24 protein-coding genes are annotated in these 25,886 nt (G+C 55.4%); 5 read left to right on the forward strand and 19 right to left on the reverse strand.

Annotated elements, in window-relative coordinates:
• Window positions 1-240: 240 nt before the first annotated feature.
• Genes ACMTNU_RS08360 through alaC form a run of 5 tightly spaced genes read right to left on the reverse strand, consistent with a single transcriptional unit; the run spans window position 241 to window position 6,260 of the window.
• Complete coding sequence (locus tag ACMTNU_RS08360; protein ID WP_413934778.1) at window positions 241-1,464, reverse strand: aspartate kinase; 1,224 nt, start codon at window positions 1,462-1,464, stop codon at window positions 241-243.
• Between the two features lie 5 nt (window positions 1,465-1,469).
• The gene (gene apgM / locus ACMTNU_RS08365) at window positions 1,470-2,675 is read right to left on the reverse strand and encodes a 2,3-bisphosphoglycerate-independent phosphoglycerate mutase (protein ID WP_413934779.1); all 1,206 of its coding nucleotides are present in this window, start codon (window positions 2,673-2,675) and stop codon (window positions 1,470-1,472) included.
• Window positions 2,676-2,691: 16 nt separating this feature from the next.
• Window positions 2,692-3,750, reverse strand: coding sequence for a threonine synthase (gene thrC, locus ACMTNU_RS08370; RefSeq protein WP_413934780.1), 1,059 nt, complete (start codon window positions 3,748-3,750; stop codon window positions 2,692-2,694).
• 3 nt (window positions 3,751-3,753) lie between these two features.
• A complete protein-coding gene (locus ACMTNU_RS08375) occupies window positions 3,754-5,067 on the reverse strand; it encodes a homoserine dehydrogenase (RefSeq protein WP_413934781.1) in 1,314 nt (437 codons plus the stop codon).
• Window positions 5,064-6,260, reverse strand: a complete 1,197-nt coding sequence (gene alaC / locus ACMTNU_RS08380) for an alanine transaminase (RefSeq protein ID WP_413934782.1) — start codon at window positions 6,258-6,260, stop codon at window positions 5,064-5,066. Before alaC ends, ACMTNU_RS08375 begins: the two co-directional genes overlap by 4 nt.
• A gap of 289 nt (window positions 6,261-6,549) precedes the next feature.
• On the opposite strand from alaC, the gene ACMTNU_RS08385 reads away from it, so the two are divergent.
• From ACMTNU_RS08385 to mutS, 5 genes are read left to right on the forward strand one after another with little or no spacing between them, the layout of a single operon-like run.
• Window positions 6,550-7,263 (forward strand): pyridoxine 5'-phosphate synthase, encoded by a 714-nt coding sequence (locus ACMTNU_RS08385; RefSeq protein WP_413934783.1) that lies wholly within the window; start codon window positions 6,550-6,552, stop codon window positions 7,261-7,263.
• A 52-nt stretch (window positions 7,264-7,315) separates the two neighbouring features.
• Window positions 7,316-8,899: an NAD(P)H-hydrate dehydratase gene (locus ACMTNU_RS08390; RefSeq protein ID WP_413934784.1), complete on the forward strand. Its 1,584-nt coding sequence runs from the start codon at window positions 7,316-7,318 to the stop codon at window positions 8,897-8,899.
• A 23-nt stretch (window positions 8,900-8,922) separates the two neighbouring features.
• Window positions 8,923-9,474 (forward strand): tRNA (adenosine(37)-N6)-threonylcarbamoyltransferase complex ATPase subunit type 1 TsaE, encoded by a 552-nt coding sequence (tsaE, locus tag ACMTNU_RS08395; RefSeq protein WP_413934785.1) that lies wholly within the window; start codon window positions 8,923-8,925, stop codon window positions 9,472-9,474.
• The gene (locus ACMTNU_RS08400; protein ID WP_413934786.1) at window positions 9,471-9,815 is read left to right on the forward strand and encodes a LapA family protein; all 345 of its coding nucleotides are present in this window, start codon (window positions 9,471-9,473) and stop codon (window positions 9,813-9,815) included. Before tsaE ends, ACMTNU_RS08400 begins: the two co-directional genes overlap by 4 nt.
• Window positions 9,808-12,465 carry a DNA mismatch repair protein MutS gene (gene mutS / locus ACMTNU_RS08405; protein ID WP_413934787.1) on the forward strand — a complete coding sequence of 886 codons (2,658 nt, stop codon included), beginning with the start codon at window positions 9,808-9,810 and terminating at the stop codon, window positions 12,463-12,465. Before ACMTNU_RS08400 ends, mutS begins: the two co-directional genes overlap by 8 nt.
• 269 nt (window positions 12,466-12,734) lie before the next feature.
• Here the strand turns inward: mutS and ACMTNU_RS08410 are convergent, their stop codons facing one another.
• From ACMTNU_RS08410 to ACMTNU_RS08475, 14 genes are all read right to left on the reverse strand, one after another.
• A complete protein-coding gene (locus ACMTNU_RS08410) occupies window positions 12,735-13,400 on the reverse strand; it encodes a hypothetical protein (protein ID WP_413934788.1) in 666 nt (221 codons plus the stop codon).
• 39 nt (window positions 13,401-13,439) lie between these two features.
• Window positions 13,440-13,955, reverse strand: coding sequence for a hypothetical protein (locus ACMTNU_RS08415; protein WP_413934789.1), 516 nt, complete (start codon window positions 13,953-13,955; stop codon window positions 13,440-13,442).
• 272 nt (window positions 13,956-14,227) lie between these two features.
• On the reverse strand, window positions 14,228-15,529 hold the full coding sequence (locus tag ACMTNU_RS08420; protein ID WP_413934790.1) for a M16 family metallopeptidase: 1,302 nt from the start codon (window positions 15,527-15,529) through the stop codon (window positions 14,228-14,230).
• Window positions 15,530-15,532: 3 nt separating this feature from the next.
• Complete coding sequence (gene pnp / locus ACMTNU_RS08425) at window positions 15,533-17,650, reverse strand: polyribonucleotide nucleotidyltransferase (RefSeq protein WP_413934791.1); 2,118 nt, start codon at window positions 17,648-17,650, stop codon at window positions 15,533-15,535.
• 219 nt (window positions 17,651-17,869) lie between these two features.
• Window positions 17,870-18,139: a 30S ribosomal protein S15 gene (gene rpsO / locus ACMTNU_RS08430; protein ID WP_086424874.1), complete on the reverse strand. Its 270-nt coding sequence runs from the start codon at window positions 18,137-18,139 to the stop codon at window positions 17,870-17,872.
• 16 nt (window positions 18,140-18,155) lie between these two features.
• Window positions 18,156-19,106, reverse strand: coding sequence for a tRNA pseudouridine(55) synthase TruB (gene truB, locus ACMTNU_RS08435; protein ID WP_413934792.1), 951 nt, complete (start codon window positions 19,104-19,106; stop codon window positions 18,156-18,158).
• A gap of 4 nt (window positions 19,107-19,110) precedes the next feature.
• Entirely contained in the window at window positions 19,111-19,521 is a 411-nt protein-coding gene (gene rbfA, locus ACMTNU_RS08440) for a 30S ribosome-binding factor RbfA (RefSeq protein ID WP_413934793.1), read from the reverse strand.
• A gap of 42 nt (window positions 19,522-19,563) precedes the next feature.
• Complete coding sequence (locus tag ACMTNU_RS08445; RefSeq protein WP_413934794.1) at window positions 19,564-19,845, reverse strand: DUF503 domain-containing protein; 282 nt, start codon at window positions 19,843-19,845, stop codon at window positions 19,564-19,566.
• A 110-nt stretch (window positions 19,846-19,955) separates the two neighbouring features.
• On the reverse strand, window positions 19,956-22,511 hold the full coding sequence (gene infB / locus ACMTNU_RS08450; protein WP_413934840.1) for a translation initiation factor IF-2: 2,556 nt from the start codon (window positions 22,509-22,511) through the stop codon (window positions 19,956-19,958).
• A gap of 22 nt (window positions 22,512-22,533) precedes the next feature.
• Complete coding sequence (nusA, locus tag ACMTNU_RS08455) at window positions 22,534-23,691, reverse strand: transcription termination factor NusA (protein WP_413934795.1); 1,158 nt, start codon at window positions 23,689-23,691, stop codon at window positions 22,534-22,536.
• Between the two features lie 50 nt (window positions 23,692-23,741).
• A complete protein-coding gene (gene rimP, locus ACMTNU_RS08460) occupies window positions 23,742-24,209 on the reverse strand; it encodes a ribosome maturation factor RimP (RefSeq protein WP_413934796.1) in 468 nt (155 codons plus the stop codon).
• Window positions 24,210-24,329: 120 nt separating this feature from the next.
• Window positions 24,330-25,169 (reverse strand): D-amino-acid transaminase, encoded by an 840-nt coding sequence (gene dat, locus ACMTNU_RS08465; RefSeq protein ID WP_413934797.1) that lies wholly within the window; start codon window positions 25,167-25,169, stop codon window positions 24,330-24,332.
• 4 nt (window positions 25,170-25,173) lie between these two features.
• Window positions 25,174-25,512, reverse strand: a complete 339-nt coding sequence (locus ACMTNU_RS08470; protein WP_413934798.1) for a protease inhibitor I42 family protein — start codon at window positions 25,510-25,512, stop codon at window positions 25,174-25,176.
• 52 nt (window positions 25,513-25,564) lie between these two features.
• The gene (locus ACMTNU_RS08475; protein ID WP_413934799.1) at window positions 25,565-25,885 is read right to left on the reverse strand and encodes a Rieske (2Fe-2S) protein; all 321 of its coding nucleotides are present in this window, start codon (window positions 25,883-25,885) and stop codon (window positions 25,565-25,567) included.
• Window position 25,886: the final 1 nt, after the last annotated feature.

Raw genomic sequence — 25,886 nt, forward strand, 5'->3', positions numbered from 1 at the left:
CCATAGGCAGAAAGGGTATCAGGAGAGGGGCTCCCCTGTCGAGACGTCGAGTCCTTACGAGCGGCAGAGTCAAATCCTCCCCTCTGTCGTACCTTGAGTCTCCGAGCGTCTGGGAAATGCCACTGATGGACCTTGTCCACAGTTGTTAGTGGGATGAAGAAACGGACTTATGGTGAGGAGACGACACTCCACTATGGTCCAAACATATTGGACGAGTGTTGGTCTTATTAGCGGCTAGCGTCAGGACGGAACTTGATCCAGCCCGAACGCCGAATGAAGGGAGCGCATGGCCAGCTCGAGGTACTTCTCATCGATTACACAAGAGATTTTGATCTCCGACGTGCTGATCATCATGATGTTGACCCCCTCCCGCGACAACACGTTGAACATCTTGGCTGCCACACCAGAGTGCGACCGCATGCCGACGCCGATGAGGGAGACTTTCGCAATCGCTTCCGTGACGGAAACCGACTTAGCCTCAATGTCCTTTGCGACTCCCTGAATGAGCGGCACGGCTTTCTTCAGATCCGCCCGAGGAACGGTAAAAGAGAGATCTGTGAGGGCTGCCTGGCTGATGTTCTGGATGATCATATCGACATTGATATTCGCTTCCGCCACAGGCCCAAAGATCCTGGCGGCTATACCAGGCTTGTCCGGCACACCGATGATGGTGATCTTTGCCTGGTTCCGGTCTCCCGTGACTCCGGCAACCGCAGCCGCTTCCATATCCGTATCTTCCTTCGTCACGAGGGTCCCCTTTCCTTCTTTGAAGCTGGAATTCACTTCGACCGGCACGTTGAACTTGGCCGCGAATTCCACCGATCGAGTCTGCAGCACTTTGGCACCAAGACTGGCCATTTCGAGCATCTCTTCATAGGAAATTCTATCGATGCGTTTGGCTGCCGGAACGATGTTGGGATCAGCCGTATAGACCCCGTCGACATCGGTGAAGATAATGCAGCGATCAGCTTTGAGTGCCGCCGCCACCGCAACGGCGGACAGGTCAGACCCACCTCGGCCCAGCGTCGTCACATCCGACCGTTCATTGATCCCTTGAAAGCCCGCCACCACCGGCACGACCCCTTGATCCAGCGCCTCGCGGAGCCGTCCGGACGTCACCCGCGCGATCCGAGCTTTAGTATGGGCACTGTCGGTCATGATGCCCACCTGCCGTCCCGTAAAGGAACGGGCATTAATGCCCCGGCCGCGTAATTCCATCGCTAACAAGGCAATGGTCACGCGCTCACCGGTTGAGAGCAGCATGTCCATCTCCCGATCATCGGGACTCGGCGTCACTTCGTGGGCAAGTTTGATGAGACGGTCCGTTTCCCCGCTCATCGCGGACAGCACGACGACGACATGATTACCGTCCCGGTGAGTTTTCTCGACACGATCGGCCACCCGTTGGATGCGCTCGATCGTACCCACCGATGTGCCGCCGTATTTCTGAACGATCACAGCCACAATGGTCAGCTTTTGGAGAAGAATTTATTGACGAATTTCGTGGCGTCGCGAGCGGGCATATCAGCGGCCTGAGCATCAACCTCAGTGAAACGACGACTGGCTGATTCAGCCTTCTTAGTTCCCTCACCGAACGCATAGAATGGCTGGCCGTTCGCCCCTCGGCCATGTTCGCACACGACCAGGAACCGATAGGGCCCCTGTTTGGCCAGTCCCTCGACAAGCGGACCAACCAAGTGCTGATCCACCTCTTCGATCGCACGTACTTTGGCCTTGATATCGGCGCCATGGATGATCTCGTCCGTCAGCCTAGCATGGACATACACGAAATCTTTCTTGGCGAATTCGGCGAGTGCTACGGAAGCTCTGGTGCGAAGGTCGCCGTCGGCAAGACGTTCTGGATCAACCGCCTCAAGACCGGCGCAGATCCCGACGCCACGATAGACATCGCTGGTTGCCACGACAGCCCCGGTGATGTCGTATTTTTCCGTCAGGTTCGGCCACATGACCGCTCGTCCTTCACCCCACAGCCACACACAATTCGCCGGTTTCTTCCCTTCCGCCATACGCTCATCATTGACCGGATGATCGCGCATAATCACATGCGCCGCCTCCATCAGCTTTCGGAGAATATCTGCGCCGTCGCCCGTCGGCAAGGCATCGGCAATGGATTGCCCAAGGACGGACTGAGGATCGTTGCAGAAAGCTCGTGGCTTGCCATTAACCCACACCATGAGATGGCGATGCCCCGCGCCAGGAAAGAACTGAATGGTTTCGGAACCGAGCTGCTCGTTGATCGCCTCGAGTAACTCACGAGCCTCTTCTGTCTCGATCAAGCCGGCTGTCGCATCATCCATGATGACGTGAGGCCCCAATTTCTTGATCTCTGCGCCCTTCCCGCCTTCCGGACGCAGTGTGACCATCGTACAGCGATAGACCACGTCGTGTTCCGTGACTGCAACACCCAGGCTGGCCGCTTCCAGTGGACCAGGCCCTTGATAATATTTCTTCGGGTCATAGCCGAGGATCGCCGCACCGAGTAATCCACCTCCGTGACGAATCCCCTCGCGTGGGATCACCAGCTGACCCAGTTCCCCGATTTGAGCGAGCTGATCGAGATGAGGAGTGGCTGCCGCTTGCAGTGGTGTTCGACCATTGAGTTCTGCTTGTGGATGGTCCGCCATCCCACCAGCATGCACGATCACATATTTCATCGAATCTACACGCCTTTCACACGTTCAATAATCGGGCGACATCATCGCGCGTCGCCTTGACAGTGAGTGGTTGTTTGGACACGGAGATGGCTGTATCGGCATCTTTCAGTCCATGTCCCGTCAGAGTACAGACCACCGTGTCACCTTCCCGTAGAGTCTTGTTACGATGGAGCTTGGCCACGCCGGCCACCGACGCAGCCGAGGCTGGCTCGCAAAAGACCCCTTCCGTGGCAGCCACCAGCGTATACGCTTGAAGAATTTCGTCGTCTGTCACCATATCGATCGCACCGGATGACTCCTCCACCGCTTTCAAGGCCGACGACCAACTCGCAGGATTGCCGATCCGAATGGCAGTCGCCACGGTTTGTGGTTGTTCAACGACCTTCCCCAATACGATGGGGGCCGCACCTGCCGCTTGAAACCCCATCATGCGAGGCAGTCGTGTGATTTGACTGGCGGCGCGATACTCCCTGTAGCCCTTCCAATAGGCTGTGATATTTCCTGCATTCCCCACGGGCAAGACGTGAATGGCAGGAGCATCGCCGAGCTGATCGCAGACTTCAAAGGCTGCGGTTTTCTGCCCTTCAATCCTGAACGGGTTCACGGAATTCACGAGCTCGATGCGAAGTGACACCGACAAGTCTTTGACGAGGGTGAGGGCCTGATCAAAGTTTCCTTCGATTTGGATGACCGTAGCCTGATGCATCATCGCTTGGGACAACTTGCCCATCGCGATCTTGCCGGCTGGAATCAATACGTACACCGACAATCCGGCTCGAGCGCCATAGGCCGCGGCAGAAGCTGACGTATTGCCTGTGGAGGCACACATGACAGCCCGCGCACCACTCTCCACTGCTTTCGAGATGGCAAAGGTCATCCCCCGATCCTTGAACGACCCGGTGGGATTGACTCCTTCGAACTTGATATAGAGTTCGATTCCCGGCGCAATGGCCTTAGCCAATCGCGCAGCACGAATCAACGGGGTATTTCCCTCGCCCAAGCTGATGACAGGAGTGCTCTCTGTCACAGGGAGGAATTTACGGTATTCCTCTATGACCCCTCGCCAACGATTCATCGGTTATTCGTCTCGACCTTCCACACGGATCAGTCTCGTCGGTTCAGCCACGAAGGGCTGCCGGTTGATTTCTCGAAGCGCGGTTTGCACGTCACGCTCTTTGGCCATATGGGTCTTAATGACGACCGGAACAGTCTGTCCCTCTCGTCGCCCTTGTTGAACCATCGAGGAAATGCTGATCCCGCAACGCCCGAGTTCACCCGCGATCTGTGCCAAGACCCCAGGCCGGTCCACCACGGTAAAACGAAGATAATAGAGCGAACAGATCTCTTCCATGGCCCGAAGCCGTAACGGTCGCCGATGGTCTTGTTGAAATGAGGCAACGGGCACCCGACCGATCGCGCCTTTGAGAATATTGCGTCCAATGGCGATCACATCGCTGACCACTGCGCTTCCGGTCGGCATGGACCCAGCCCCACGCCCATAGAGCACAACATCGCCGACAGCATCCCCGACGAGTTGGATGGCATTGTAGACATCTTCAACTTGTGCAATGGGAGAAGTGGACGGAAGCATCGTGGGATGTACCCGCGCTTCGATTTCTCCGTTCACACACTTCGCGATGCCCAACAACTTGATCGTGTACCCAAACTGTTTGGCATATGCGATATCGGTCGGCGTGATGTTCGTGATCCCTTCTGTATAAATGTCCTTGAAGTTGACGGGCGTCCCGTAGGCAAGATTCACAAGGATGGCCAGTTTGTGCGCGGAATCGACCCCGGCGACATCAAACGTGGGATCCGCCTCCGCATAACCTGCCTGCTGGGCGTCTGTGAGTACGGCCTGAAAGTCGTGTCCCTCTTGGGTCATTCTCGACAGGATGTAGTTGGATGTCCCATTGATGATGCCGTAAATGGACTCGATCGCATTGCCGGCCAGCCCTTCCGTCAACGCTCGAAGCACAGGGATGCCACCACCCACACTGGCCTCGAACCCCAACTCGACTCCCTTCCGGGTGGCGGCAGCGAAGATTTCCTCGCCGTGCAAGGCTAAGAGCGCCTTGTTCGCCGTGACGACATGCTTCCCGGCAGCAATGGCTTCCAGCATGATTCGCTTCGCCGCATCATACCCGCCGATCAGTTCAATCACGATATCGATGTCAGGATCCGCCAGGACTTGTTTTGCATCGGTCGTGAGGACCCCTGGAGCCACTGTCACCCCACGGTCTTTGGTAATGTCCAGATCTGCCACCCGAACCAATTCAATCGGCACGCCGACCCGGCGGCTGATGAGATCGGCATTCTTGAGAAGTGTCTTGGCGACCCCGGTGCCGACTGTCCCGAACCCGATGATCCCCACTCCGATCCGAGACTTCATTCCTCGCTCCCCTCAAGCTTGAGGGCTTTACGAATCCCCCGCACGGCTTGGCGAGTGCGATGCTCGTTCTCGACCAGGCCGAATCGCACGTACTCATCCCCTCCTTCACCGAATCCGATCCCCGGTGAAACCGCGACCTTCGCCTCCCTGAGCAGAAGCTTCGAAAATTCCAGCGAGCCCATATGGCGATAGGACAAGGGAATATGCGCCCAGACAAACATCGTGGCCAACGGCTTCGCGACGGGCCACCCGATTCGGTTCAGCCCACCCACCAGCACGTCGCGACGTTTCTGATATCGATGCACGGTTTCTTTGACACAGTCCTGTGGGCCGTTCAGTGCGATCACGCTCGCAATCTGAAGCGGCTGGAAAATACCGTAGTCGAGATAGCTCTTGATCTTCGCCAAGGCACCGACGACCTCTCGATTACCAACACAGAAGCCGACACGCCAGCCCGGCATATTATAAGCCTTCGACAGGGTATAAAACTCAACTCCGCAGTCCTTTGCGCCTGGAACCTGGAGAAAACTCGGGGCTTTATAGCCGTCAAAGACCAGATCGGCATAGGCCAGGTCATGGATAACGATGACGTTGTGTTCCTTGGCAAACGCCACGATCTTCTTGAAAAATCCAAGATCAGCCACCGCCGTCGTGGGATTGTGCGGGAAATTGATGACCAGGATTTTAGGTCGCGGAAAGGTTTGCCGATAGACACGGGTGAGGTCTTCAAAAAAATCGCTGTCTTGACGAAGTTCGATCCCCCGAACCTCTCCACCGGCAATGATGAAACTATACATATGGATTGGATAGGTCGGAGTTGGGGTCAGCACCACATCACCGGGACCAATCATGGCCAGGGCCAGGTGGGCCAAGCCTTCCTTTGATCCGATGGTCACGATCGCTTCAGTCTCCGGATCGAGTTCGACATTATAGTTGCGCTTGTACCACCCGCAAATGGCGTGCCGAAGCTTGGTGATCCCTCGTGATGCGGAATAGCGATGATTCTTCCCTTTACGCGCGGCCTCGATCATCTTCTCGACAATATGCGGGGGGGTCGGCTGATCGGGATTCCCCATGCCAAAGTCGATGATGTCTTCACCCCGCTGTCGTGCTTCCAGCTTCAGCGCTTGAACCTGCGCGAAGACATACGGAGGCAATCGCTTGATTCGATAAAACCCGTCGCCCAACCCCATGAAGTTCCTTTGACTGTTCGTACGAGAGAATGCTCACCACGGCTACGCTGTGGCAAACAAGCATAGGAGTTCAAGAAGCGCCTATTTTAATGGAGCACTTTAGCCCAGTCAATTTCCAATGTTTTTCAAGGCTTCCTGTCATGGGACGAGGATCCGACACGGGAGATTTCCCGTCCTGACTGTTCTTGCCCCCTCTCCCTCCTTTCTGCTACTAATAGCATCGGTGTTATCTCGCTCGTCCGTCTCTTGTCTTTATTTTACCCAGTAGCATATCGGTATAGGAGGGTGAATGGCTCGGCTCGGCGTGAATATCGACCATGTGGCAACCTTGCGACAGGCTCGCGGGGGGACCGATCCCGATCCGTTGGCGGCTGCCGTTCTCGTTGAACTGGCAGGGGCGGATGGTTTAGTCGTTCATCTTCGAGAAGACCGGCGTCATATCCAGGATCGAGATCTTCATCTCCTTCGTGAAATCTCCCGGACAAAGCTTGACCTTGAGATGGCAGCTGACGTCGACATGGCAAAGATTGCCCTCAACATCAAACCGGATCTGGTGACGCTGGTACCAGAGAAACGGCAGGAGCTGACCACGGAAGGGGGCCTCGACATCGTGGGCGAGCGAGAACGTATTCAACACATCGTGAACGTACTTCGTAATGGAGGCATCCCGGTGTGCGTCTTCACTGACCCTGATCTGAACCAGATCAAGGCCGCCCATAAAATTGCGGTGGATTTTGTCGAGCTACACACCGGCCGTTATGCCAATGCCACGCGCTCGAAAGAAGCCGATACGGAATTTGAAGCCATTAGCCTCGCTGCCAAACTTGCCTACAAACTCGGAATCGGTGTGAACGCAGGACATGGGCTGAACTACCGTAATATCAAACGGCTGACGCATATTCCTGAAATCGTCGAATACAATATCGGGCACAGCATTATCGCCCGTGCGGTCCTCGTGGGTCTCGTGCAAGCCGTCAAAGAAATGAAAACGCTGCTTGATTAGGGGAAGGTCGTCTCCTGCCAGCTTCCGTCGATCTGGCGACCGATAGCTTTTCATGATTAAAGTCATTACCGCTGCACAAATGCAGGAGCTTGAGCGCCGAACCATGGGAGAAGGTCGTATCCCTTCGACCACGCTGATGGAGCGAGCAGGCTCAGGCGTGGCCGCCTGCATCGAGCAGTGGGTCGGTACCGTCAGCGGAAAGACGATTACCGTGGTCTGTGGGAAAGGGAATAATGGTGGCGACGGGTTCGTTGCGGCTCGTCTCCTTCGGAGACGCCGTGCCAATGTCCGTGTCCTGACCATGGCCTCCTTATCCGAATTAAGCCGCGACGCCGCGGTGATGTACAGACAGTTTGTGAAAGTCGCCGGCAAATCTTCCGTCATTCCTTACAGATCCAAGGATACTGCGCGTGCGCTTTTGCAGGAAAGCCACCTGCTTGTGGATGCTCTGCTTGGGACGGGACTGTCTTCGGCTGTCACGGGTCGGTACGGCGAGGTCATCGAGAGCATGAATGAGGTGAACCGCCCCGTTGTGGCAATTGATGTACCCTCTGGCCTTCACGCAGATACGGGAACCGCGTTTGGTCAGGCCGTGCGTGCCTCGCTCACAGTGACGTTTGGGTTGCCCAAAACAGGGCTGTACCAGAATCAAGGGATTGACCTATCTGGGAACATCAACCTGGTTGATATTGGGATACCACCGTCTTATGTCGACGCTATACAGAGTCACGTCACCGTGATCACACCTCAGTGGGTTCAGGGGTGTCTCCCACGGCGTGAACGATCCGGTCACAAGGGAACCTACGGACACGCCGGAATCATCGCAGGGTCCGTCGGAAAAACCGGAGCGGCAGCGCTGGCTGCACAAGCGGCATTGCGGATAGGAGCCGGCCTCGTCACCGTCGCAACTCCTTCCAGTGTCAACGACATCCTGGAAGCCAAACTCCTGGAAGTCATGACCTTGCCGATGCCGGAGACGAAGGCCAGGACACTGTCCCGTACTGCGCTGGATCGGCTCCTCGCCTTCATGGCAACCAGGGATGCTGTGGCGATAGGACCAGGTTTATCAACTCATCATGAGACCGTGGAACTCGTCCAGGCGTTGACCGCACGGCTTGACCGACCGGCAGTGCTTGATGCTGACGCCCTGAATGCTTTGACGGGACGTACCGCGATCCTCGCTTCATGCAAGACGCCGCCGATCATCACTCCCCATCCTGGGGAAATGGCGCGGTTGGAGGCTGAAGCGACTTCTCAGACCGTCAATCGTGATCGGATTGGCACGGCAACTCGTTTTGCGCGAGAGCGTGGGTTATTCGTCATCTTGAAGGGAGCACGAACGATTATCGCACGGCCGGACGGAGCCGTTGCGATCTGTCCGACCGGTAATCCCGGTATGGCCACCGCCGGGACGGGTGATGTCCTGACGGGAATGGTCGTTGGTCTGTTGGCACAAGGCCTGCCCTCATGGGAAGCTGCCTGCATGGCAACCTACCTGCACGGTGCGGCAGGTGATCTGGCTGCAGCGATGAACGGGGAAGTCGGAATGATCGCGGGGGACTTGCTTGAACACATTCCCACTGCGCTGAACAGGATTTTTGCGCCCTCCGCGAACCCGATCCCACCGGGCACCTAACGGTTTGATCGAATGGCATCTCTATGGCCCGACCAGCTCGCCCCCGTCGTCTTGTCCTGAATTCTCGACGTGAGACGGAGTCAATAGGAATGGCTATCGGACGGGTCCTTTGCGAAGGAGACGTGTTGGCATTGATCGGTGACCTGGGAGCTGGTAAGACTGCCTTAGTCCACGGAATCGTCTCCGGCCTTGAGGCTCCCCCCAGCTCGGTGAGCAGTCCGACATTCATGCTGATGCACCGATACCACGGACGACTCCCGTTGACTCATATGGATCTGTATCGATTAAGAAGCCCTGAAGAGGCGGAGGCCATAGGCCTCGCTGAGGTCTTCGCCGACGACGGGGTGACAGCCGTTGAGTGGGCTGATCGATTCCCAAGCCTACTCCCGTCCGACCGACTCGAAATCCGGTTGGCCCACAGAACATTCACCACTCGATCCGTTCAGTTCATGCCGCAGGGGAAACGGTCCCGTGCCCTGTTGGCACGCATCATGACGGTCTTACCTTCCGTCAAGCAGCGCGGCCAATCACAACACTCCGGATTGAGTGGAAAGAGAAAGGCTTCTCCTCGATGACGCGACTGATTCTCGTCGGCATTCTCTTGCTCCTATCACTGGCATTTGTTCTCCAAAACCAAGAACAGGAAGTCACCCTTCGGTACTTCTTCGGCTTACTTGAGGCTTCCACACCCATTTATAAACCCGTTATGGCCGGATTCGTCGTGGGGCTCCTGGTTTCCGCCATCCTGCTTTGCCCTCCGTGGGTCCGCAGCCGTATTCAACTACGCCGAAAGACGAAGGCGCTGCAACAAGCGGAGGTGGACCTCGAGCGGCTCCGACAATCGCTCGAGAAGGTCTCCGGACGGACCCCCGCTTCTGCGGACCTAGAACCCGCGAGACATTTCGCTGATGAGTGAGACCACGCTCAGTCCTCTCATGCGCCAGTTCCGAGACATCAAGCAGGGATACCCTGATGCGATTTTATTTTTTCGTGTCGGAGATTTTTATGAGATGTTTTACGAAGACGCCGTAGAGGCGTCTCGACTTCTCTCCATTGCCTTGACGTCCCGAGACAAGAATAGTCCTCATCCAATCCCGTTGTGCGGCATCCCGTATCATTCGGCGACCGGCTACATCGCGAAATTACTCGGTGCCGGACGATTGGTCGCCTTATGTGAGCAAGTGGAGGACCCCAAGTCCGCCAAGGGCCTTGTGAAGCGCGAGGTCGTCCGACTGTATACGCCAGGTACGTTGGTGGACACCGAGTTCCTGATCCCAGGAGAGCTCAACTATCTGGCTGCCATCTCCGTTCATCCCGATGCTGACTTTGGTGAACGGATTGGGCTTGCCAGCCTCGAGGTGTCGACCGGGGAGTTCTGGTTGATGGAGTTTCGAGGGTCACAGGCGGTGAGCCAGGCTCTGAATGAACTGTCTCGACTGGATCCCCGGGAGCTGATCTTCCCAACGGGCCTCGATAGCCGGAGCCTGCAATGGATCAGGCAGATCGCGGGGCCGCGCTTGTGTGAACGTCCGGTCGCTCCATTTGAACCACAACGTGCCACACAAATATTGACGAGCCATTTCCACTGCAACTCGCTGGAGAGTCTCGGATGTCAGGGACTCCCAGCGGCCCTCGGCGCAGCCGGCGCGGTACTGGACTATTTCCGTGAGACGCAGCCGACCGTCCCTCTAGATCACATCCGCCGATTATCTATTCGTGGGAACAACGAGATCATGCATCTCGATGGGACGACCATTCGAAATCTGGAACTCCTGAAACCTTTGTCTGCCAAGGAGCAGACGGATGTAACCGGCCCCGTAACGCTGTTGTCCGTGTTGGACCACACGGTCACCGCAATGGGATGTCGGCTGTTGCGTCAGTGGTTGGTGATGCCTTTGTTGCGTTGTGAGCTCATCGAAGCACGTCTTAATGCGGTCGAGGAACTTAAAGACAGCTTGTTTGTACGAACCTCCTTGCGCAGGGCATTGCGGGAGGTCCAGGACATTGCACGCTTGGGCACGCGTATCACACTGGGCTTAGCAAATCCACGCGAATTGCTGGCGCTCAAGCAGTCTCTTTCGGCACTCCCTGAAATCTCCTCCCAACTGGCATTACTTCGCAGCCAACTGCTGGTCGAATCTTTCGAGACATGGGATCAGGCTGAGGATCTGTACGATCTGATAGAACGAGCGATCCGCCCTGATGCCCCCCTCTCCTTACGTGACGGGAATATCATCCAAGAAGGCTATGCCCCTGAGATCGATGAACTTCGAAAAGCCAGCAAGGAGGGGAAGGAATGGATTGCCGCGCTGGAAGGTCGTGAGCGCGAGCGCACCGGAATAGAGTCGTTGAAGGTTCGTTACAATCAGGTGTTCGGCTATTACATTGAAATCACCAAAGCCAACCTGGCCCGGGTGCCGCCGGACTACATTCGGAAGCAAACACTCGTCAATGCAGAGCGGTTTACAACGGCCGAGCTACAAGAACTCGAGGAGCGAGTGATCGGTGCCGATGTGAAACTCCTCGCCTCCGAACAGGAAGCCTTCACGGCGCTTCGCTCCCGGCTGGCAACAGAGACCCATCGGTTGGATAGAATGGCGACAGTGTTGGCTCTGGTTGATGTCCTAGCCGGTTTGGCTGAAGCATCGGCCCTCTATCGCTATGCAAAGCCGACCGTGACGGATGGCGGTGGCATAACGATTAGAGAAGGCCGACATCCCGTCGTCGAACGACTCTGTCACGATTCGGTGTTTGTACCGAACGACACGACTCTTGATCTTGGAACCGAGCGGCTCCTCATCATGACAGGCCCCAATATGGCGGGAAAGAGCACCTACCTTCGGCAGGTCGCTTTGATCGTGTTAATGGCTCAGGTAGGAAGCTTTGTCCCCGCAACAGAGGCTCACATCGGTTTGGCTGATCGCATTTTCACCAGAGTCGGTGCATCTGACAATCTTGCCGGAGGGCAAAGTACCTTCATGGTCGAAATGGTGGAGACCGCGAATATTCTCCGGAATGCCACACAACGGAGCCTGCTCTTACTGGATGAAATCGGTCGCGGGACCAGCACCTACGATGGTCTCAGCCTTGCGTGGGCCATTGCGGAGTATATCCATGACTGTACCAAGTTGGGTGCGCGCACACTTTTTGCCACACACTATCACGAGATGACTCAACTGGAGTCTCAACGTATCGGGATTAGGAACTATCGCGTGGCGGTCCAGGAATGCGATGGCGACATCGTCTTTCTGAGAAAGATCATCGCCGGGAAGGCTGACCGCAGTTATGGCATTCACGTGGCTAAACTGGCAGGCCTTCCGCAGGAGGTGGTTAGCCGCGCCCAAGCAGTCTTGTCACAACTTGAGCGACCTGAGGCGTCCCCTACCGTCTCCGCGTCGGATCCGCCACGACAATCTGCCCAGACTCTTCCGCAGCCTCACCCGCTGATAGAAGAAGTGAAACAGATCGATCTATTTTCCATCACGCCGCTCGATGCGCTCAATCGACTCGCCGAGCTGCAACGGATGGCGAGAACGGATCCAAGCGAACAATCGGGGAATCAATAATTCTACCGTCTGCACGCTCTCATTCCAGAATTACCCCACGAGATACAGGCCATGGCGTGCTTTATCGGGGACTGTTGATCCCGTTTATCCTTCCACTGCCAGTTCCGACCAACTGCACACCCTAACTCGTTACAGGACCTCGGAAAACCTTACATCGTAATTGGAGCTATGGACCGTGCTGGTGCCCACGAGCATGGAGCCAAGCCAAAAAATGACAAGGGCGGCACTCCAGGAAGGAATGCCGCCCTCTCTGCTGTTTGATAGCGTTTTCAGTGGGCCTGATTATACTGTGCAGTCCATGGGATCAAACCGCCCAGAGTCTTCCCACCAGGAAGCATTACATCGTATTGCATGCCGACGTTGCTACCGTCTGGTGTGACGGGAGAAGTATTGAGGCCAGCCTTGGCTTTGTTACAGGTTGACTCGAATTCGTTTTTCCCGGCGCATTCCTTGAGTCGAAGCGCGGACATGCTTAGAGGTTTGCCCATTGTGCCGGATACTTCGGGAATCCTCTTCACCGCAGAAATGACACGATGGTTCTGTTCTGTTTCGGTCGCGACAAACTCAATTAAATCTGTCGTACTGCCTGGTGGAACTTCCTTTGCCGCAGCCGGTCCTGCATGAGGGCGGCCCATTTTCTGCAGCTCTTGCCAGGCTGATTTCTCGGCATAAAACTTTAAATTCTTACCGGGGTGAACTTTCTGCCAATACAACCCACTCTCTGCATTGCCACCGAACACGGCCACATTGATCCAGACCGCTTCATCGTACGGGTCTAGCACAATCACTCGCCCCTGGATCGTGGTGGGCTTGCTCATGTCGCCCCATTCGAAGCGCTCTTGAAATGACTCAATGGCCGAGGCGCCCGACCCCAGACCCGCTACGAGGGCCACGGCTGCCAGGATGGCTCCACCTTGCTTCTTAACCTTCATCATCGCGTCCTCCTTCACAACAACGTGCTGGACTAAGAGTGGCTAGTCTTTCAGTATTTTGAAGCCGGTGATTGTTCGGCCGTCGAGGGTGACCTCCATGGCGACCAATTCCTGCGAGGCCTTGATGATCTTATCCATCAGGGCCTTATCCTTCACGGCAAGCCGAACGGTCGTGGCTGCATGGTACCAGCCGGAATAGGCCGAGTTCTTCTCGGTTCCCCCGACAAACCCCCATGCACAACAGGTAAAGAGAGGGTCCGGCGGTTTCACATCAAGCATGGTTGATGATCGACCACCCGCGTCTCCGGATCCTTGCTCGCCGGAATTCCAATACTGAATCCCGAACAACAGCTCTCCATCGGGATTATCCGCCCACTGAGACCAGACACGACCTTGCAGAGTTTTGGCTGGTGGAGCAGCCTTCAGTGGCTTCCCTCCTACAACGTCATCCGCAAGACCAAGGTGTTCGATTGCGCCAGCAGCAAATGAAAATTCGGCCGCTAGCAAGCCGAAACTGGTACATATGACGGCGGCAGCTAGAATGACAGCCCTTTTCATACCTCGTCCCTCCTTCATCAGTTTGATTGTCATTAATCTTTATAAGGTGTTGATCACATTCAATCGATCATTGTTGGTGTCGCAACTGACTTCCTAGCGACGCACTCGCACCTTCGATCATTTCCGAATCAAATCATGACTCACAAACCAGCATAATTGAGCTGGAACGGTACTGAAACTGAGCTGTCCTGTCAAGGGCATGTTTCCCCACATGCAGCGTCGGCGTTGAAAATACTACGAAGAGCAATTGAAAAACAATAGCTTACAAAGTTTTATGCTCTTGCACTTCCTCGCGATGAGGTTATCGACAGTGGGAACCGTTGCCTTAGTCCCTCAATCTGTCTGGGTGAAAGCGGTCCCAAACCTGTCATCGCCATATTCTCAATCGTAAACAGGCTGCGTGCCACTCGCCTGACCTGTTGTTCCGTCACGGCATCAATGTCTGAGATCATTTCCTCCAAGGAGGTGTGAGTGCCGGCGATGAGTTCATCCTTTGCAAGTTTGTTCATACGGCTATGCGAACTCTCCAGGCTCAACATCAGACCGCCTTTCATCTGTTCCTTGGTCCGTTGGAGTTCCTCACTGGTTATTCCCCGGCCAGCCATTTTCTGAATCTCTCGATGAATCAGGTCCAGAACACGTGCGACCTCTCCGGCTCTGGTTCCGGCATACACGGTGACGGTGCCGGTATCAGAATAACCCGATAAAAATGAATAAATCGAATACGATAACCCACGTTTCTCTCTGATTTCTTGGAAGAGTCTCGAACTGACACTGCCTCCTAAGACGCTGTTGATCGCATAAATCACGTATCGGTCCTTGTGACCGGCCGCGATCCCTTGCAGTCCCACGCAGAGATGGACCTGCTCCAAGGGTTTTTGCTTCAAGGTCACACCGCCATGCAGTTCAGCCGGCCAACGGGTTCCCGAATCGGTGGTTTTCGACGCCTGATAGCGTCCAAAGAGTCGGGTCATCATTTTCTCGAGCTTTGATTGATCGAAGTTCCCGGCAACAGCAACGACGATGCCTTCCGGGCGATAATGCCGATCCATGTACTCGAGGAGATCCTGACGACGAATGTGAAGGATCGTGGATGCCTTCCCAAGGATCGGACGACTCAACGGATGTGTGCCCATTACCAACTTGGCATGTAACTCTTGAATGAGATCTTCGGGATCATCTTGCACCATGCGAATTTCTTCGAGCACGACCTGTTTCTCTTTTTCAATTTCCTTCTGGTGGAGGCGAGAATGCAAGAAGAGATCCGAGAGCAGGTCCAAGGCCTGAGGGAGATGCTGATCAAGAACTTTGACGTAGAAGGTCGTCGTCTCCCGGGTGGTAAACGCATTCATTTCACCGCCGAGTGCGTCAATTTCACGGGAGATGTCCGTCGCGGACCGTGAGGCCGTTCCCTTGAACAGCATATGCTCGATAAAGTGAGAATAGCCGGCTTCTTCGGGACGCTCGTCCCGAGAGCCGGCATTCACCCAGAGACCTATGGTGACGGACTTGACGGTCGGGATTTGCTCCGTAACCAAGCGAATCCCGTTGTTGAGGATGACCTTGCGGTACAAGTGTTAGCCACCCGCTGGATCTGGTGCACCGCTGGTGGTCGGTGCCGGCATCGTTTCTTTTCGACTAAGACGGATTTTCCCCTGCTTATCGATTTCAAGCACTTTGACCAGAATTTGGTCCCCTTCGGCCACTTCATCTGAAACTGACTTCACACGATGATGGGCGAGTTGAGAGATATGCACGAGTCCATCCGTGCCCGGCAAGACTTCGACGAAGGCGCCGAAGTCCATGATCTTTCTCACAGTCCCGGAATACACCTTCCCGACTTCAACTTCCTCGGTCAGACGGTTGATGATGTCCTTGGCTTTCTGCAGCGATTCTCCGTCCGATGATGCGATCGTGACAATGCCGCTGTCTTCAACACTGATCTTGACGCCACAATCGGCTTGAATCCCACGAATCGTCTTCCCCCCCTGCCCGATGATATCCCGTATTTTGTCCTGTTTGACCTTCATCGTGTGGATACGAGGTGCGAAGGGCGAGAGGTCCGTGCGTGGTCCCTGGAGCGCGTTCGACATACGGCTCAGAATGTGGAGGCGCCCCGATCGAGCTTGTTCCAACGCCTGCTGCATTAAGGCAGTGGTAATCCCGCCGATCTTGATGTCCATTTGTAACGCCGTCACCCCGTTCTTCGTCCCGCACACTTTGAAATCCATATCACCCAAGTGATCTTCAAGACCGAGAATGTCGGACAAGATGATGACATCGTTTCCTTCCTTAATGAGCCCCATCGCAATTCCGGCGACCGGTTCTTTGATCGGAACACCCGCGTCCATCATCGCCAATGTTCCCCCACAAACCGTGGCCATCGAGGAAGACCCATTAGATTCGAGAATCTCGGACACAATGCGCAGGGTGTACGGGAACACATCTTTAGTGGGAATGACAGGCTTCAACGCCCGTTCCGCCAATGCACCGTGGCCGACCTCACGTCTGCCGGGTGAGCGAAGCGGTCTCGCTTCTCCAACACTGAAAGGAGGAAAATTGTAATGCAACATGAATGTACGGGTATACTCGCCTTCCAACGCATCAATCCGCTGCTCATCGTCCGTCGTTCCGAGCGTCACAACGGCCAAGCTTTGGGTTTCTCCGCGAGTAAAGATGGCTGAACCATGTGCGCGCGGCAAGGCGCCGACTTCACAGGTGATCGGCCGGATATCGGATGGCCCGCGTCCGTCCGCCCGTGACTGCTTCTCCAAAATCATTTTCCGGACTTCCGTGTATTCCAGCTGATGAAAGACTATTTTGACATGCCGCTCGCGTGACGCGTCTTCCGGTTTCTGGAGCTTCTGAATGGTCTCTGCCAGGATCTGATCCAATCGCTCCTGCCGCGCACTCTTGTTGGAAATCATGATGGCATCACGAATCGGCTGAGCCACCAACGACTTAATCTCCGCCTGCAGCGCGGCATCGATCGACTCCTGTACGACCTCTCGCTTGACGCGCCCGACCTTCTTCGCTAATTCATCGATCTTCCGAACGATCTTTTTGATTTCATTGTGCGCCAATTCCAGCGCCTGCAGCATGGTTTGTTCCGAAAGCTCATTCGCACCCGCCTCCACCATCATGACCGCATCGGCCGTCCCGGCCACCACAAGATGGAGGTCGCTTTGTTCCATCGCTTCGAGATCGGGATTGACGACGAGCTGCCCGTTAATACAGCCGATCTTGACTCCGGCGACGGGTCCGTTGAATGGAATATTGGACACGGCCAGGGCAGCCGAGGCAGCAGTAATGCCGATGACGTCGGACGAACCCGTCTTGTCTGCGGAGAGAACCGAGGTAATGACCTGGGTTTCGAAATAGAACCCTTCGGGGAAGAGCGGACGGAGAGGACGATCGATCAATCGGCTGGTCAAGACCTCTTTCTCTGCCGGTCGACCTTCGCGTTTAAAATAGCCTCCTGGAATCTTGCCGGCCGCATAGGCTTTTTCTTGGTAGTCGACCGTCAACGGAAGGAAGTCGATCCCGGGCTTTGCCGTTTGCGCCGAAACAGCGGTGGCCAGAACGACCGTATCACCGTACGAGGCCCAAATCGAACCATCGGCTTGTTTCGCGACGCGACCGGTTTCAAGCCGAAGCGTACGACCGGCAACTTCTACCTCTACAACATGTATCATCTATGGTCTCCTCTGGTTAGGTCCACAGATGCCCACTGAGATGCGCTCTGGTCGACGCGCCTCGCCGCTCAGCCGAGCACGCGAATGGGCAATGCGTCTGAGATCCATTGCCGGACGATTTCCCCGGACAGTGGAGGAACAGGGCGCATGTCGGTGTTCATCTGTGGGACATGCGAGTCATGCGTTGGCGCCGGTCCACGCCATTCTTGGAACGACCGGTTACTTGCGTATACCGAGGCGATCGATAATGGCTCGGTAACGAGCGTCATCCACTCCGCGAAGATAGTCCAATAACCGACGCCGCCGTCCGACCAATTGCAACAACCCACGCCGCGAGTGATGATCTTTCTTGTGGGTCTTGAAATGCTCGGTCAGATAGGTGATTCGATTCGTCAAGACCGCTATTTGAACTTCGGGAGAGCCGGAATCTTTTTCGTGCTGTTGATATTGCTGAATCAGTGTTGCTTTTGCTTCCTTCAATAACGCCATAACTACTCCTTCTCCATTAATGACTCGATAGACTCAATACTTTACGTACCTTAATCGATCCAAGACCGGTCTGATCATGAATTCCGATCGCCAACAGTCGCCCAGCCTCATCCTTCAGTCGTACGTTGCCCGCCCTCAGGGAAGAGAGAGACTGCCCGTTCCCAATCGGAAACACGGGTGTCCCGTGTAAAACCCGTTCGGCCTGCTCCCCGTTGACGACCACCGCAGGAAGCTCGAAGAGGAGTTCGTCCAGCGAAAGAAAGTGCGGCGCGAGAGTCTGCGCCTCAAGGTGAGAGGCGACTTGCTCGACCGTTAATGCATGCTCGATCGACAGTGGCCCCACACGGCGCCGTTCCAGCGCCAACAGGTGTCCCCCGACACCTAAGGCCTGACCAATATCGGCGCAGAGCGTGCGCACATACGTGCCTTTTGAGCAGACAACGCGCAGCGTTGCATCCCGGCCATCAAAGGATATGAGTTCCAATGTATGTATCACAATAGAACGTTCAGCCCGGTCAATCGTCTTGCCGGCCCTGGCGGCCTTGTAGAGTCGTTGTCCTCCGACCTTCACTGCTGAATACATCGGCGGCAGTTGTCGTTGATTGCCACGGAATCCGGTGAGCGCCGCCTGAAGATCGCCTTCCGTGATTCCACGTGGGTCACTGCTGGCCAACAGCCGACCGGTTGCATCCTGCGTATCCGTCGTCTCTCCAAGCCGCAACTGAGCTCGGTACTCCTTATCCCAATCAACCAGGTATTCAGCAATTCTTGTGGCTCGCCCCACTAGAATCGGTAAAACGCCTGTGGCACTGGGATCTAATGTTCCGGCATGCCCGACTTTGCTTTCTTTCAGCAGGGCCCGAACCTTTGCCACGACATCGTGCGACGTCCATCCGGCTTCTTTGTGAACAACAAGAACACCCTCTTGAGACACCCTCTGCTGAAGCATCGTGGTGGCGCTGGTCATCGCGTCAAGACCCTGAAATACTCGATCCCTCAGTGGAGTCTTCCGGGAGTTGCCGTTCTCCGTCGGTACTGTGTAATCCCGCCAACAACTGGTCGATTCGATTACCCCGTATGCCGCTCACATCCTTCTTGAAGATCACGTCCGGGAGGTAACGGAGCGACAGACGCCGTCCTAACTCAGCCCGTACGAACCCACTCGCCTTTGATAGCCCTGTAAAGACTTCGCGCTCAGCCGCGTCCCGCTCCATAGTCGTGACGAAGACATAGGCAATACGCAAATCTCCCGTGAGTTCGACATCGGTCACCGTGACGCCATGCACCCGAGGATCTTTAATTTTTCGCATGAGAATATCGGCCACTTCCATGCGAATCTGATCGGCAACTCGATCCGCCCGTTTGTAGGTTGCCTTAGACATTGTAAAATGACGGTCCTCAGCAGCGACTCCATGGACCGAATGCTAGAGCAACTCCTGTTGCGAACGAACCACCTCGAGAACCGGCATGCTTTTGATCAGGTTCATCGCCTGTTCTAAGACTTGGCTTACAAAACGCCCCTCACTTGCCACACAAGCCATCGCGAGAACGGCCTTCTGCCAGAGATCCTGGCCATCGACTTCGGCCACAGAGAGGTTAAATTTGCTTCGGAGCCGTTCTTTGAGTCCATGCAAGACCTGCCGTTTATCCTTCAACGATTGGCTCTCCGCGATGAACAATTCGACCGTACAGAGCCCCACTACCATAATGACTGCCTACAGCATGGCCCGCTTCTGAGCCGATCTCCGCGAGAGACCCTTACAGCTTACTCTTCCCAAGTACAACGAGACAACGCCGTCGTGATCCGGACCGACATCTAGAGCTTTGTCGCAATTTTGTCGATCGTATATGCTTCGACAATGTCTCCCGCTTTGACATCATTGAAATTCTCGATGCTCAACCCGCATTCGTACCCCTGCTGAACCTCGCGCACATCGTCTTTGAATCGTCTCAATGAGCCAAACTTGCCTTGATACACCACCACATTGTCGCGAATCACGCGGACTCCGGCACTTGTTCGGGAAATGAGGCCGTCAACCACATAAGCCCCTGCCACTGCGCCGACCTTGGGAATCATAAAGACCTGACGGACCTCGGCACGTCCCAGAACTCGTTCCTTGAGCGTCGGCTCAAGCAAGCCTTCCATGGCGGCCTTGATGTCGGCAATGGCGTCATAGATGATCGTATAGAGTCGGACATCGACACCTTGCTGTTCCGCCAAGGCCGTGGCCTTCGGTTCAGGCCTGATATTGAACCCGATGATGATCGCCCGCGATGCTGCCGCGAGCAGGACATCGGATTCCATGATTCCCCCGACGGCATTATGAATGACCCGCAGCTTGACCGCGTCCGTCGATAGCTTTTCAACCGCTCCGGCCAAGGCTTCCGACGATCCCTGCACATCGGCTTTGATGACGATGGCTAACTCCTTCACGGAGCCTTCTTGGATTTTTGCAAAGAGGTCATCAAGCGAAACCTTCGCCGGGCTGGTCAACTCGGCTGCCCGACGTTTTTGAGCTCGCTCTTCGGCAATCTCCCTGGCTACCCGCTCATTCGAGACGACATGGAAGACATCTCCTGCCGACGGGACCCCCGGTAAGCCAATAACTTCGACAGGAATAGACGGCCCTGCCTGCTGTACTTTTTCCCCACGATCATTGATGAGTGCTCGCACCCGACCGCTGAACGTGCCCACGACATATGCATCCCCGCCCCGCAACGTCCCACTCTGCACCAGTACCGTAGCGACCGGTCCTCTCCCTCGTTCGATCTTAGCCTCGACGACCGTCCCTCTTGCTTGCCGATGTGGATCCGCCTTGAGCTCAAGCACTTCGGCCTGCAAAAGGATCATTTCCAAAAGGGTATCCAGACCTGTTTTTTGCTTGGCCGACACCTCCACCATGATCGTATCGCCACCCCAAGCTTCAGAAATGAGCCCATGTTCCGAGAGTGCATTCTTGACCCGATCCGGATTGGCAGTGGGCTTATCGATCTTGTTCATGGCTACGATGAGTGGAACGCCGGCGGCTTTCGCATGATGGATGGCCTCAATGGTTTGAGGCATAACCCCATCGTCTGCGGCAACGACCAGAATGACGACATCCGTGACCTTAGCCCCACGGGCTCTCATGGCCGTAAAGGCTTCATGGCCAGGCGTATCCAAGAAGGTGACCTGTTTGCCTCGCACCGAAACCGTATAGGCCCCGATATGCTGCGTGATGCCGCCCGCCTCGCCCTCTGCAACATTGGTTTGACGAATAGCGTCGAGCAGCGACGTTTTTCCGTGATCGACATGACCCATGATCGTCACGACGGGTGGGCGAGGTTCAGGTCGTTCCTCACCGCCGGCCTCCAGTACATCTTGCAACAAGTCGTCCCCTACTTTTTCAATTGCAATGTCGATCTTGACGCCACTCTCTTCAGCCAACATTGCCGCTGCATCCAGATTCATGGGTTGATGAAAGGTCAGCATCTGACCCATCTCCATGAGCTTACGCACAATGTCCGCCGGACGCTGACCGATCAACTCCGCAAATTCCTTAACCGTCGTCCTCGGAGTGATTTTGACGCTTTTGCGACGAGGCTTCGTCACCTCAGAGGGAGCACTATGATGTAGATGCTTGGATCGATCGTCACGACGCTGGACCGGAATAGCCCGGAGATCTTGCCAGCGTGCGGCATCCTCCCTGAGCTTAACATCTTGCTGCTCGTCTTTGGGTCGACCTGTCTTACGGGCTTTCTTGAGTTTATCTTTCTGTCCTTCGGCTGCGATGGCCTCGAACGCCATACTCTTCTTCTGGCCGGGAACAGATTCAACCGTCGTGACAACGACAGAAGGCGGGACGATGGCCACCTTAGGCTGAGCTTCCTCCGGCTTGGGAGCCACAACAGGAGGCACTACGACGGCTGAAGGTGGAACCGGGACTTCCTCTCGCACCTCATCGACGTGTGGGCTGGGAGCGACGAACTCCTCGAGAATGGAGTGATCCTGATTCACCGATGGTTCAGGCTGAGCCGAGCGTTCGCTTTCCAGAGCTGGGGGCGACGAGAAGACCTCTGCGGGTTCCTCTTCCTTTTTACGCTTGATCAGAATACGCCGCTTATCTGGCTTAGCCGGCTCTTCAGCCGGTTGAGTCTTTCCCGCCGAGGCCTTGCCCTGGCCTGCGCCAGGAATAGATTTGGATGGAGAGCCTCCCTCACTTTCGGCTCCCTGACCTTTCGATTGCGGGGCAAGCTTTCCCAACACTTTCTCCACGATCTCATCATCGAGCGCACTGCTATGGGATGTCACAGACACACCCATTTTTTTGAGCTCAGGGATGAGCACACGATTTTCCATACCCAGTTTCTTTGCCAGTTCGTATACACGCATTGCCATCGGACGATTCCGTATCCTACTCTGATCCGTTCATTGCCTCTTCCGCTCTCGCTGCTTGACGCGCCTCTTCTTGCAAGCGCTGCGCCTCCGTCTCTTCCGCCAGAGCCGCCTTGATTTCCTTATCGCGTTCTACTTTTTCCTTTTCGTACTCCGTGGCACTGATGATGTCGATCTTCCACCCCGTCAAACGCGCCGCCAGCCTGACATTTTGGCCGTTCTTACCGATCGCCAGGGACAGTTGCGAATCGGCAGCGACCACCAATGCCGACTTCTTCTCCTCATCGATACCGACCTTTTCGATCGTGGCCGGATTCAACGCTTCCGCGATAAATACCCGCGGATCTTGCGTCCAGGTAATGATGTCGATCTTTTCACCACGCAACTCACGGACGACCGCTTGCACGCGAGAACCTTTAATACCGACACAAGCGCCTACCGGGTCCACCGCTTTTTCCCGTGATGTCACAGCAATCTTGGTACGGTCTCCTGGCTCCCGAACGACCGACTTGATTTCGATGATCTTCTCCATGATCTCAGGCACTTCGAGCTCAAAGAGCTTCGCTACAAATTGAGGATGGCTTCTCGACAAGATCACTTGCACATCCTTCGGGGTCCGACGAACTTCCAAGAGCATGGCCTTCACACGATCGCCACGCCGGTATGTTTCACGCGGGATCTGCTCTTGTATCGGAAGAATCGCCTCCGTTTTCCCGAGATCCACCAGGTAATTGCGGCGCTCCATGCCAAGAATGATACCGGTGACCAAATCACCCTGCCTCGTGGAGTATTCCTTCTGAACCGCCTCCCACTCCGCTTCACGAACCTTCTGGAAAATGACTTGCTTGGCGGTTTGTGCGGCAATTCTCCCTAGTTCATTCATTTCAATCAGGGATCCGATCTCATCCCCGACTTCGGCTTCGCTGTCATACTGACGGGCTTCACTCAGTGAAATTTCCGCTTTAGGATTGCTGACCGTCTCGACGATCGTCTTCTTAGAGACGACGGAGATTTCTCCGGTTTTTGGATCGATCTCAACCTGAATGTTCTCAGCCTGCCCAAAACGCTTTTTTGCGGCAGTCTGCAGAGCGGATTCGATGGCTCCGATCACGCGCGCCTTGTCGATTCCTTTTTGGCGTCCGATTTCGTCAATTACTGAAATCAGTTCTCGGTTCATACCTCACGCTCCTGCATCCGGTTTTCACCCACGGCGCCCTTACCCCGTATTTAAATTTTCACAACCAGTTTTGCTTCTGCAATGCTTTCACGACTGAGCTGAATCGCCTGAGGAGCTCCATGCGTACCGATCTCCAGCACGACGAGAGTCTCGTCTACTTGCTTCAGTTCTCCAGTAATCCGCCACTGACCTTCAAGAGGCTGTCGAAGCTTGAGATTCACCTGTTTCCCAATCGCCCGTTGATAGTCCTGAGTTCTCTGGAACGGGCGATCCAAACCTGGAGATGAGACTTCAAGCGTATAGGCGTGAGGGAATGGATCGGCGACATCAAGTGCCGGCCCTAGAGCCTTATGTGCTTGCTCACAGTCGGTGATGGTAACGCCACCCGGTTTGTCGACCAACACACGAACAACAGACCGCGGACCTCGTCCAACACAGACAACATCGATCAATTCAAGCCCGAGCGTCCATAGAATCGGCGAAATAATTTCATGCAATCGGTCAATAACCGGCTGCACACTACTCCCCGGCGTCCTCAACCTTCATGTCCCTTTGACACGTGACCAAACAAAAAAGTGGGCTGGCGCCCACTTACAGAGGCGGTACCATAGCACGCACCCCTACGCAATGCAAGGGGACTAGCCCGTCAGTAGCGCCCACCGAGCTGCCAAAGCCTGAGTCACCGGACCCGGGCGACCGGTGCCAATGACTTTCCCATCGATCTGAACGACTCCGAGTACTTCGAGCGTGGTCCCGGTGAGAAAAACCTCGTCTGCGCGGTAGAGGGAGTCGATCGACATGAATCGTTCCTCGACGGCAACCTCTTCCTCTCTTGCTAATTGTAGTACAACCGTCCTGGTCACTCCGGACAGAATGCGCGGGCTTTCAGGAGCCGTCACGAGCACCCCCCCCTGAACGGCCATCACGTTGCTCACCGCGCCCTCCATGACAAATCCGTCGCGAACAAAAATGGCTTCAAACACACCCGCCCGTCTGGCCTCTTCACGAGCCAACACGTTGGCCAGTAAATTCACGCTTTTAATGTCGCAGCGGCCCCATCGTAGATCCTCGCGTGTACAGGCCGTTACGCCGGTGTGGCGCATTTCCAGACTGAGCGGGTGGAGCGCTCGAATCGTCATGACGACGGTCGGGCGACTCTCAGAAGGAAAGCCATGCTCACGGGGAGCCACCCCTCGCGTCACCTGAATGTAGATCTTGGCATCCTGATACCCAGCCAGGCTTAGTCCCTGGTGAATCCATTGTGTCCATTGCCTTCTAGTATAGGGCTGGGGAATGGAGAGTTGCGTTGCGCTTCGATCAAGTCGGTCAAGATGCGCACCTAATTTGAAGGGAGTACCTCGATACGTTCGAATCACTTCATAGACCGCATCGCCGAATTGGAATCCGCGGTCATCGATGGAAACCGTCGCGTCTTGCCATGGAATGAAACACCCATTGATAAAGGCAATGTCTGGCATGGACTCAATTCCCAGCGGGTGGCTGCGCCTCTATCGTGAAGATCCGGCGATCTTCCGAGGTGAATTTCCACCCCATGCGTTTTTCGAATACGACGCGGTAGACACCCGGCTGCACCGCCTTAAACTCAAAGATTCGCTGTCCGTTGTCGACCGCGTTATTACTGGCGATGCGGAGAAAGTCGTCGCCGAGTAGAGCAAGTCCCTTGGTATCATAGGACGCGACCCACTGTTCACCTCTCGTCCGATCTTCCCACAATTGAAGAACAAAGGGTTGATCAACCACGACTTTGCGGGAATCCCCGGCCTCACAGATCGACACAGGTTCGGCAGCAACTCTATTCACATCAGTATCCTCTGCACGTTCTCCACGGTTACGCACGTGCTCTTGGATGTGTTCATGATTTCCTTCGCGGACCGATCATGATCTCGGTTCCCTCCACTCGCACCTCGTAACTTCCTACGCAATACCCACCCCCATCCGTCCCTTGTCCGTTTCGGATGTCGAACGCAAGGTCGTGCCACGGACAGGCAATGACGTAGCCCTTGAGCCGGCCTTCAATAAGAGGCCCCCCTTCGTGAGGGCAGCTATTATGAATGGCATAAAACTTCCCGTCGATGTTGAACAGGGCGATCGGTCGATCATTGACTTTAACGATCTTCGACTGTCCCGGAGGTACGTCTTCAACTTGACCGACCTTCTGAAACGCATCCATCATA

The sequence above is a fragment of the Nitrospira sp. BLG_1 genome (assembly GCF_047338595.1).
Taxonomy (GTDB): domain Bacteria; phylum Nitrospirota; class Nitrospiria; order Nitrospirales; family Nitrospiraceae; genus Nitrospira_D.

Coding starts and splice junctions, on each gene's coding strand:
- apgM (WP_413934779.1), bottom strand. CDS start 2,675: ATGAAATATGTGATCGTGCATGCTGGTGGGATGGCGGACCATCCACAA.
- thrC (WP_413934780.1), bottom strand. CDS start 3,750: ATGAATCGTTGGCGAGGGGTCATAGAGGAATACCGTAAATTCCTCCCT.
- ACMTNU_RS08375 (WP_413934781.1), bottom strand. CDS start 5,067: ATGAAGTCTCGGATCGGAGTGGGGATCATCGGGTTCGGGACAGTCGGC.
- alaC (WP_413934782.1), bottom strand. CDS start 6,260: ATGGGGTTGGGCGACGGGTTTTATCGAATCAAGCGATTGCCTCCGTAT.
- ACMTNU_RS08385 (WP_413934783.1), top strand. CDS start 6,550: ATGGCTCGGCTCGGCGTGAATATCGACCATGTGGCAACCTTGCGACAG.
- ACMTNU_RS08390 (WP_413934784.1), top strand. CDS start 7,316: ATGATTAAAGTCATTACCGCTGCACAAATGCAGGAGCTTGAGCGCCGA.
- tsaE (WP_413934785.1), top strand. CDS start 8,923: ATGGCCCGACCAGCTCGCCCCCGTCGTCTTGTCCTGAATTCTCGACGT.
- ACMTNU_RS08400 (WP_413934786.1), top strand. CDS start 9,471: ATGACGCGACTGATTCTCGTCGGCATTCTCTTGCTCCTATCACTGGCA.
- mutS (WP_413934787.1), top strand. CDS start 9,808: ATGAGTGAGACCACGCTCAGTCCTCTCATGCGCCAGTTCCGAGACATC.
- ACMTNU_RS08410 (WP_413934788.1), bottom strand. CDS start 13,400: ATGATGAAGGTTAAGAAGCAAGGTGGAGCCATCCTGGCAGCCGTGGCC.
- ACMTNU_RS08415 (WP_413934789.1), bottom strand. CDS start 13,955: ATGAAAAGGGCTGTCATTCTAGCTGCCGCCGTCATATGTACCAGTTTC.
- pnp (WP_413934791.1), bottom strand. CDS start 17,650: ATGATACATGTTGTAGAGGTAGAAGTTGCCGGTCGTACGCTTCGGCTT.
- rpsO (WP_086424874.1), bottom strand. CDS start 18,139: ATGGCGTTATTGAAGGAAGCAAAAGCAACACTGATTCAGCAATATCAA.
- truB (WP_413934792.1), bottom strand. CDS start 19,106: ATGACCAGCGCCACCACGATGCTTCAGCAGAGGGTGTCTCAAGAGGGT.
- rbfA (WP_413934793.1), bottom strand. CDS start 19,521: ATGTCTAAGGCAACCTACAAACGGGCGGATCGAGTTGCCGATCAGATT.
- ACMTNU_RS08445 (WP_413934794.1), bottom strand. CDS start 19,845: ATGGTAGTGGGGCTCTGTACGGTCGAATTGTTCATCGCGGAGAGCCAA.
- infB (WP_413934840.1), bottom strand. CDS start 22,511: ATGCGTGTATACGAACTGGCAAAGAAACTGGGTATGGAAAATCGTGTG.
- nusA (WP_413934795.1), bottom strand. CDS start 23,691: ATGAACCGAGAACTGATTTCAGTAATTGACGAAATCGGACGCCAAAAA.
- dat (WP_413934797.1), bottom strand. CDS start 25,169: ATGCCAGACATTGCCTTTATCAATGGGTGTTTCATTCCATGGCAAGAC.
- ACMTNU_RS08475 (WP_413934799.1), bottom strand. CDS start 25,885: ATGATGGATGCGTTTCAGAAGGTCGGTCAAGTTGAAGACGTACCTCCG.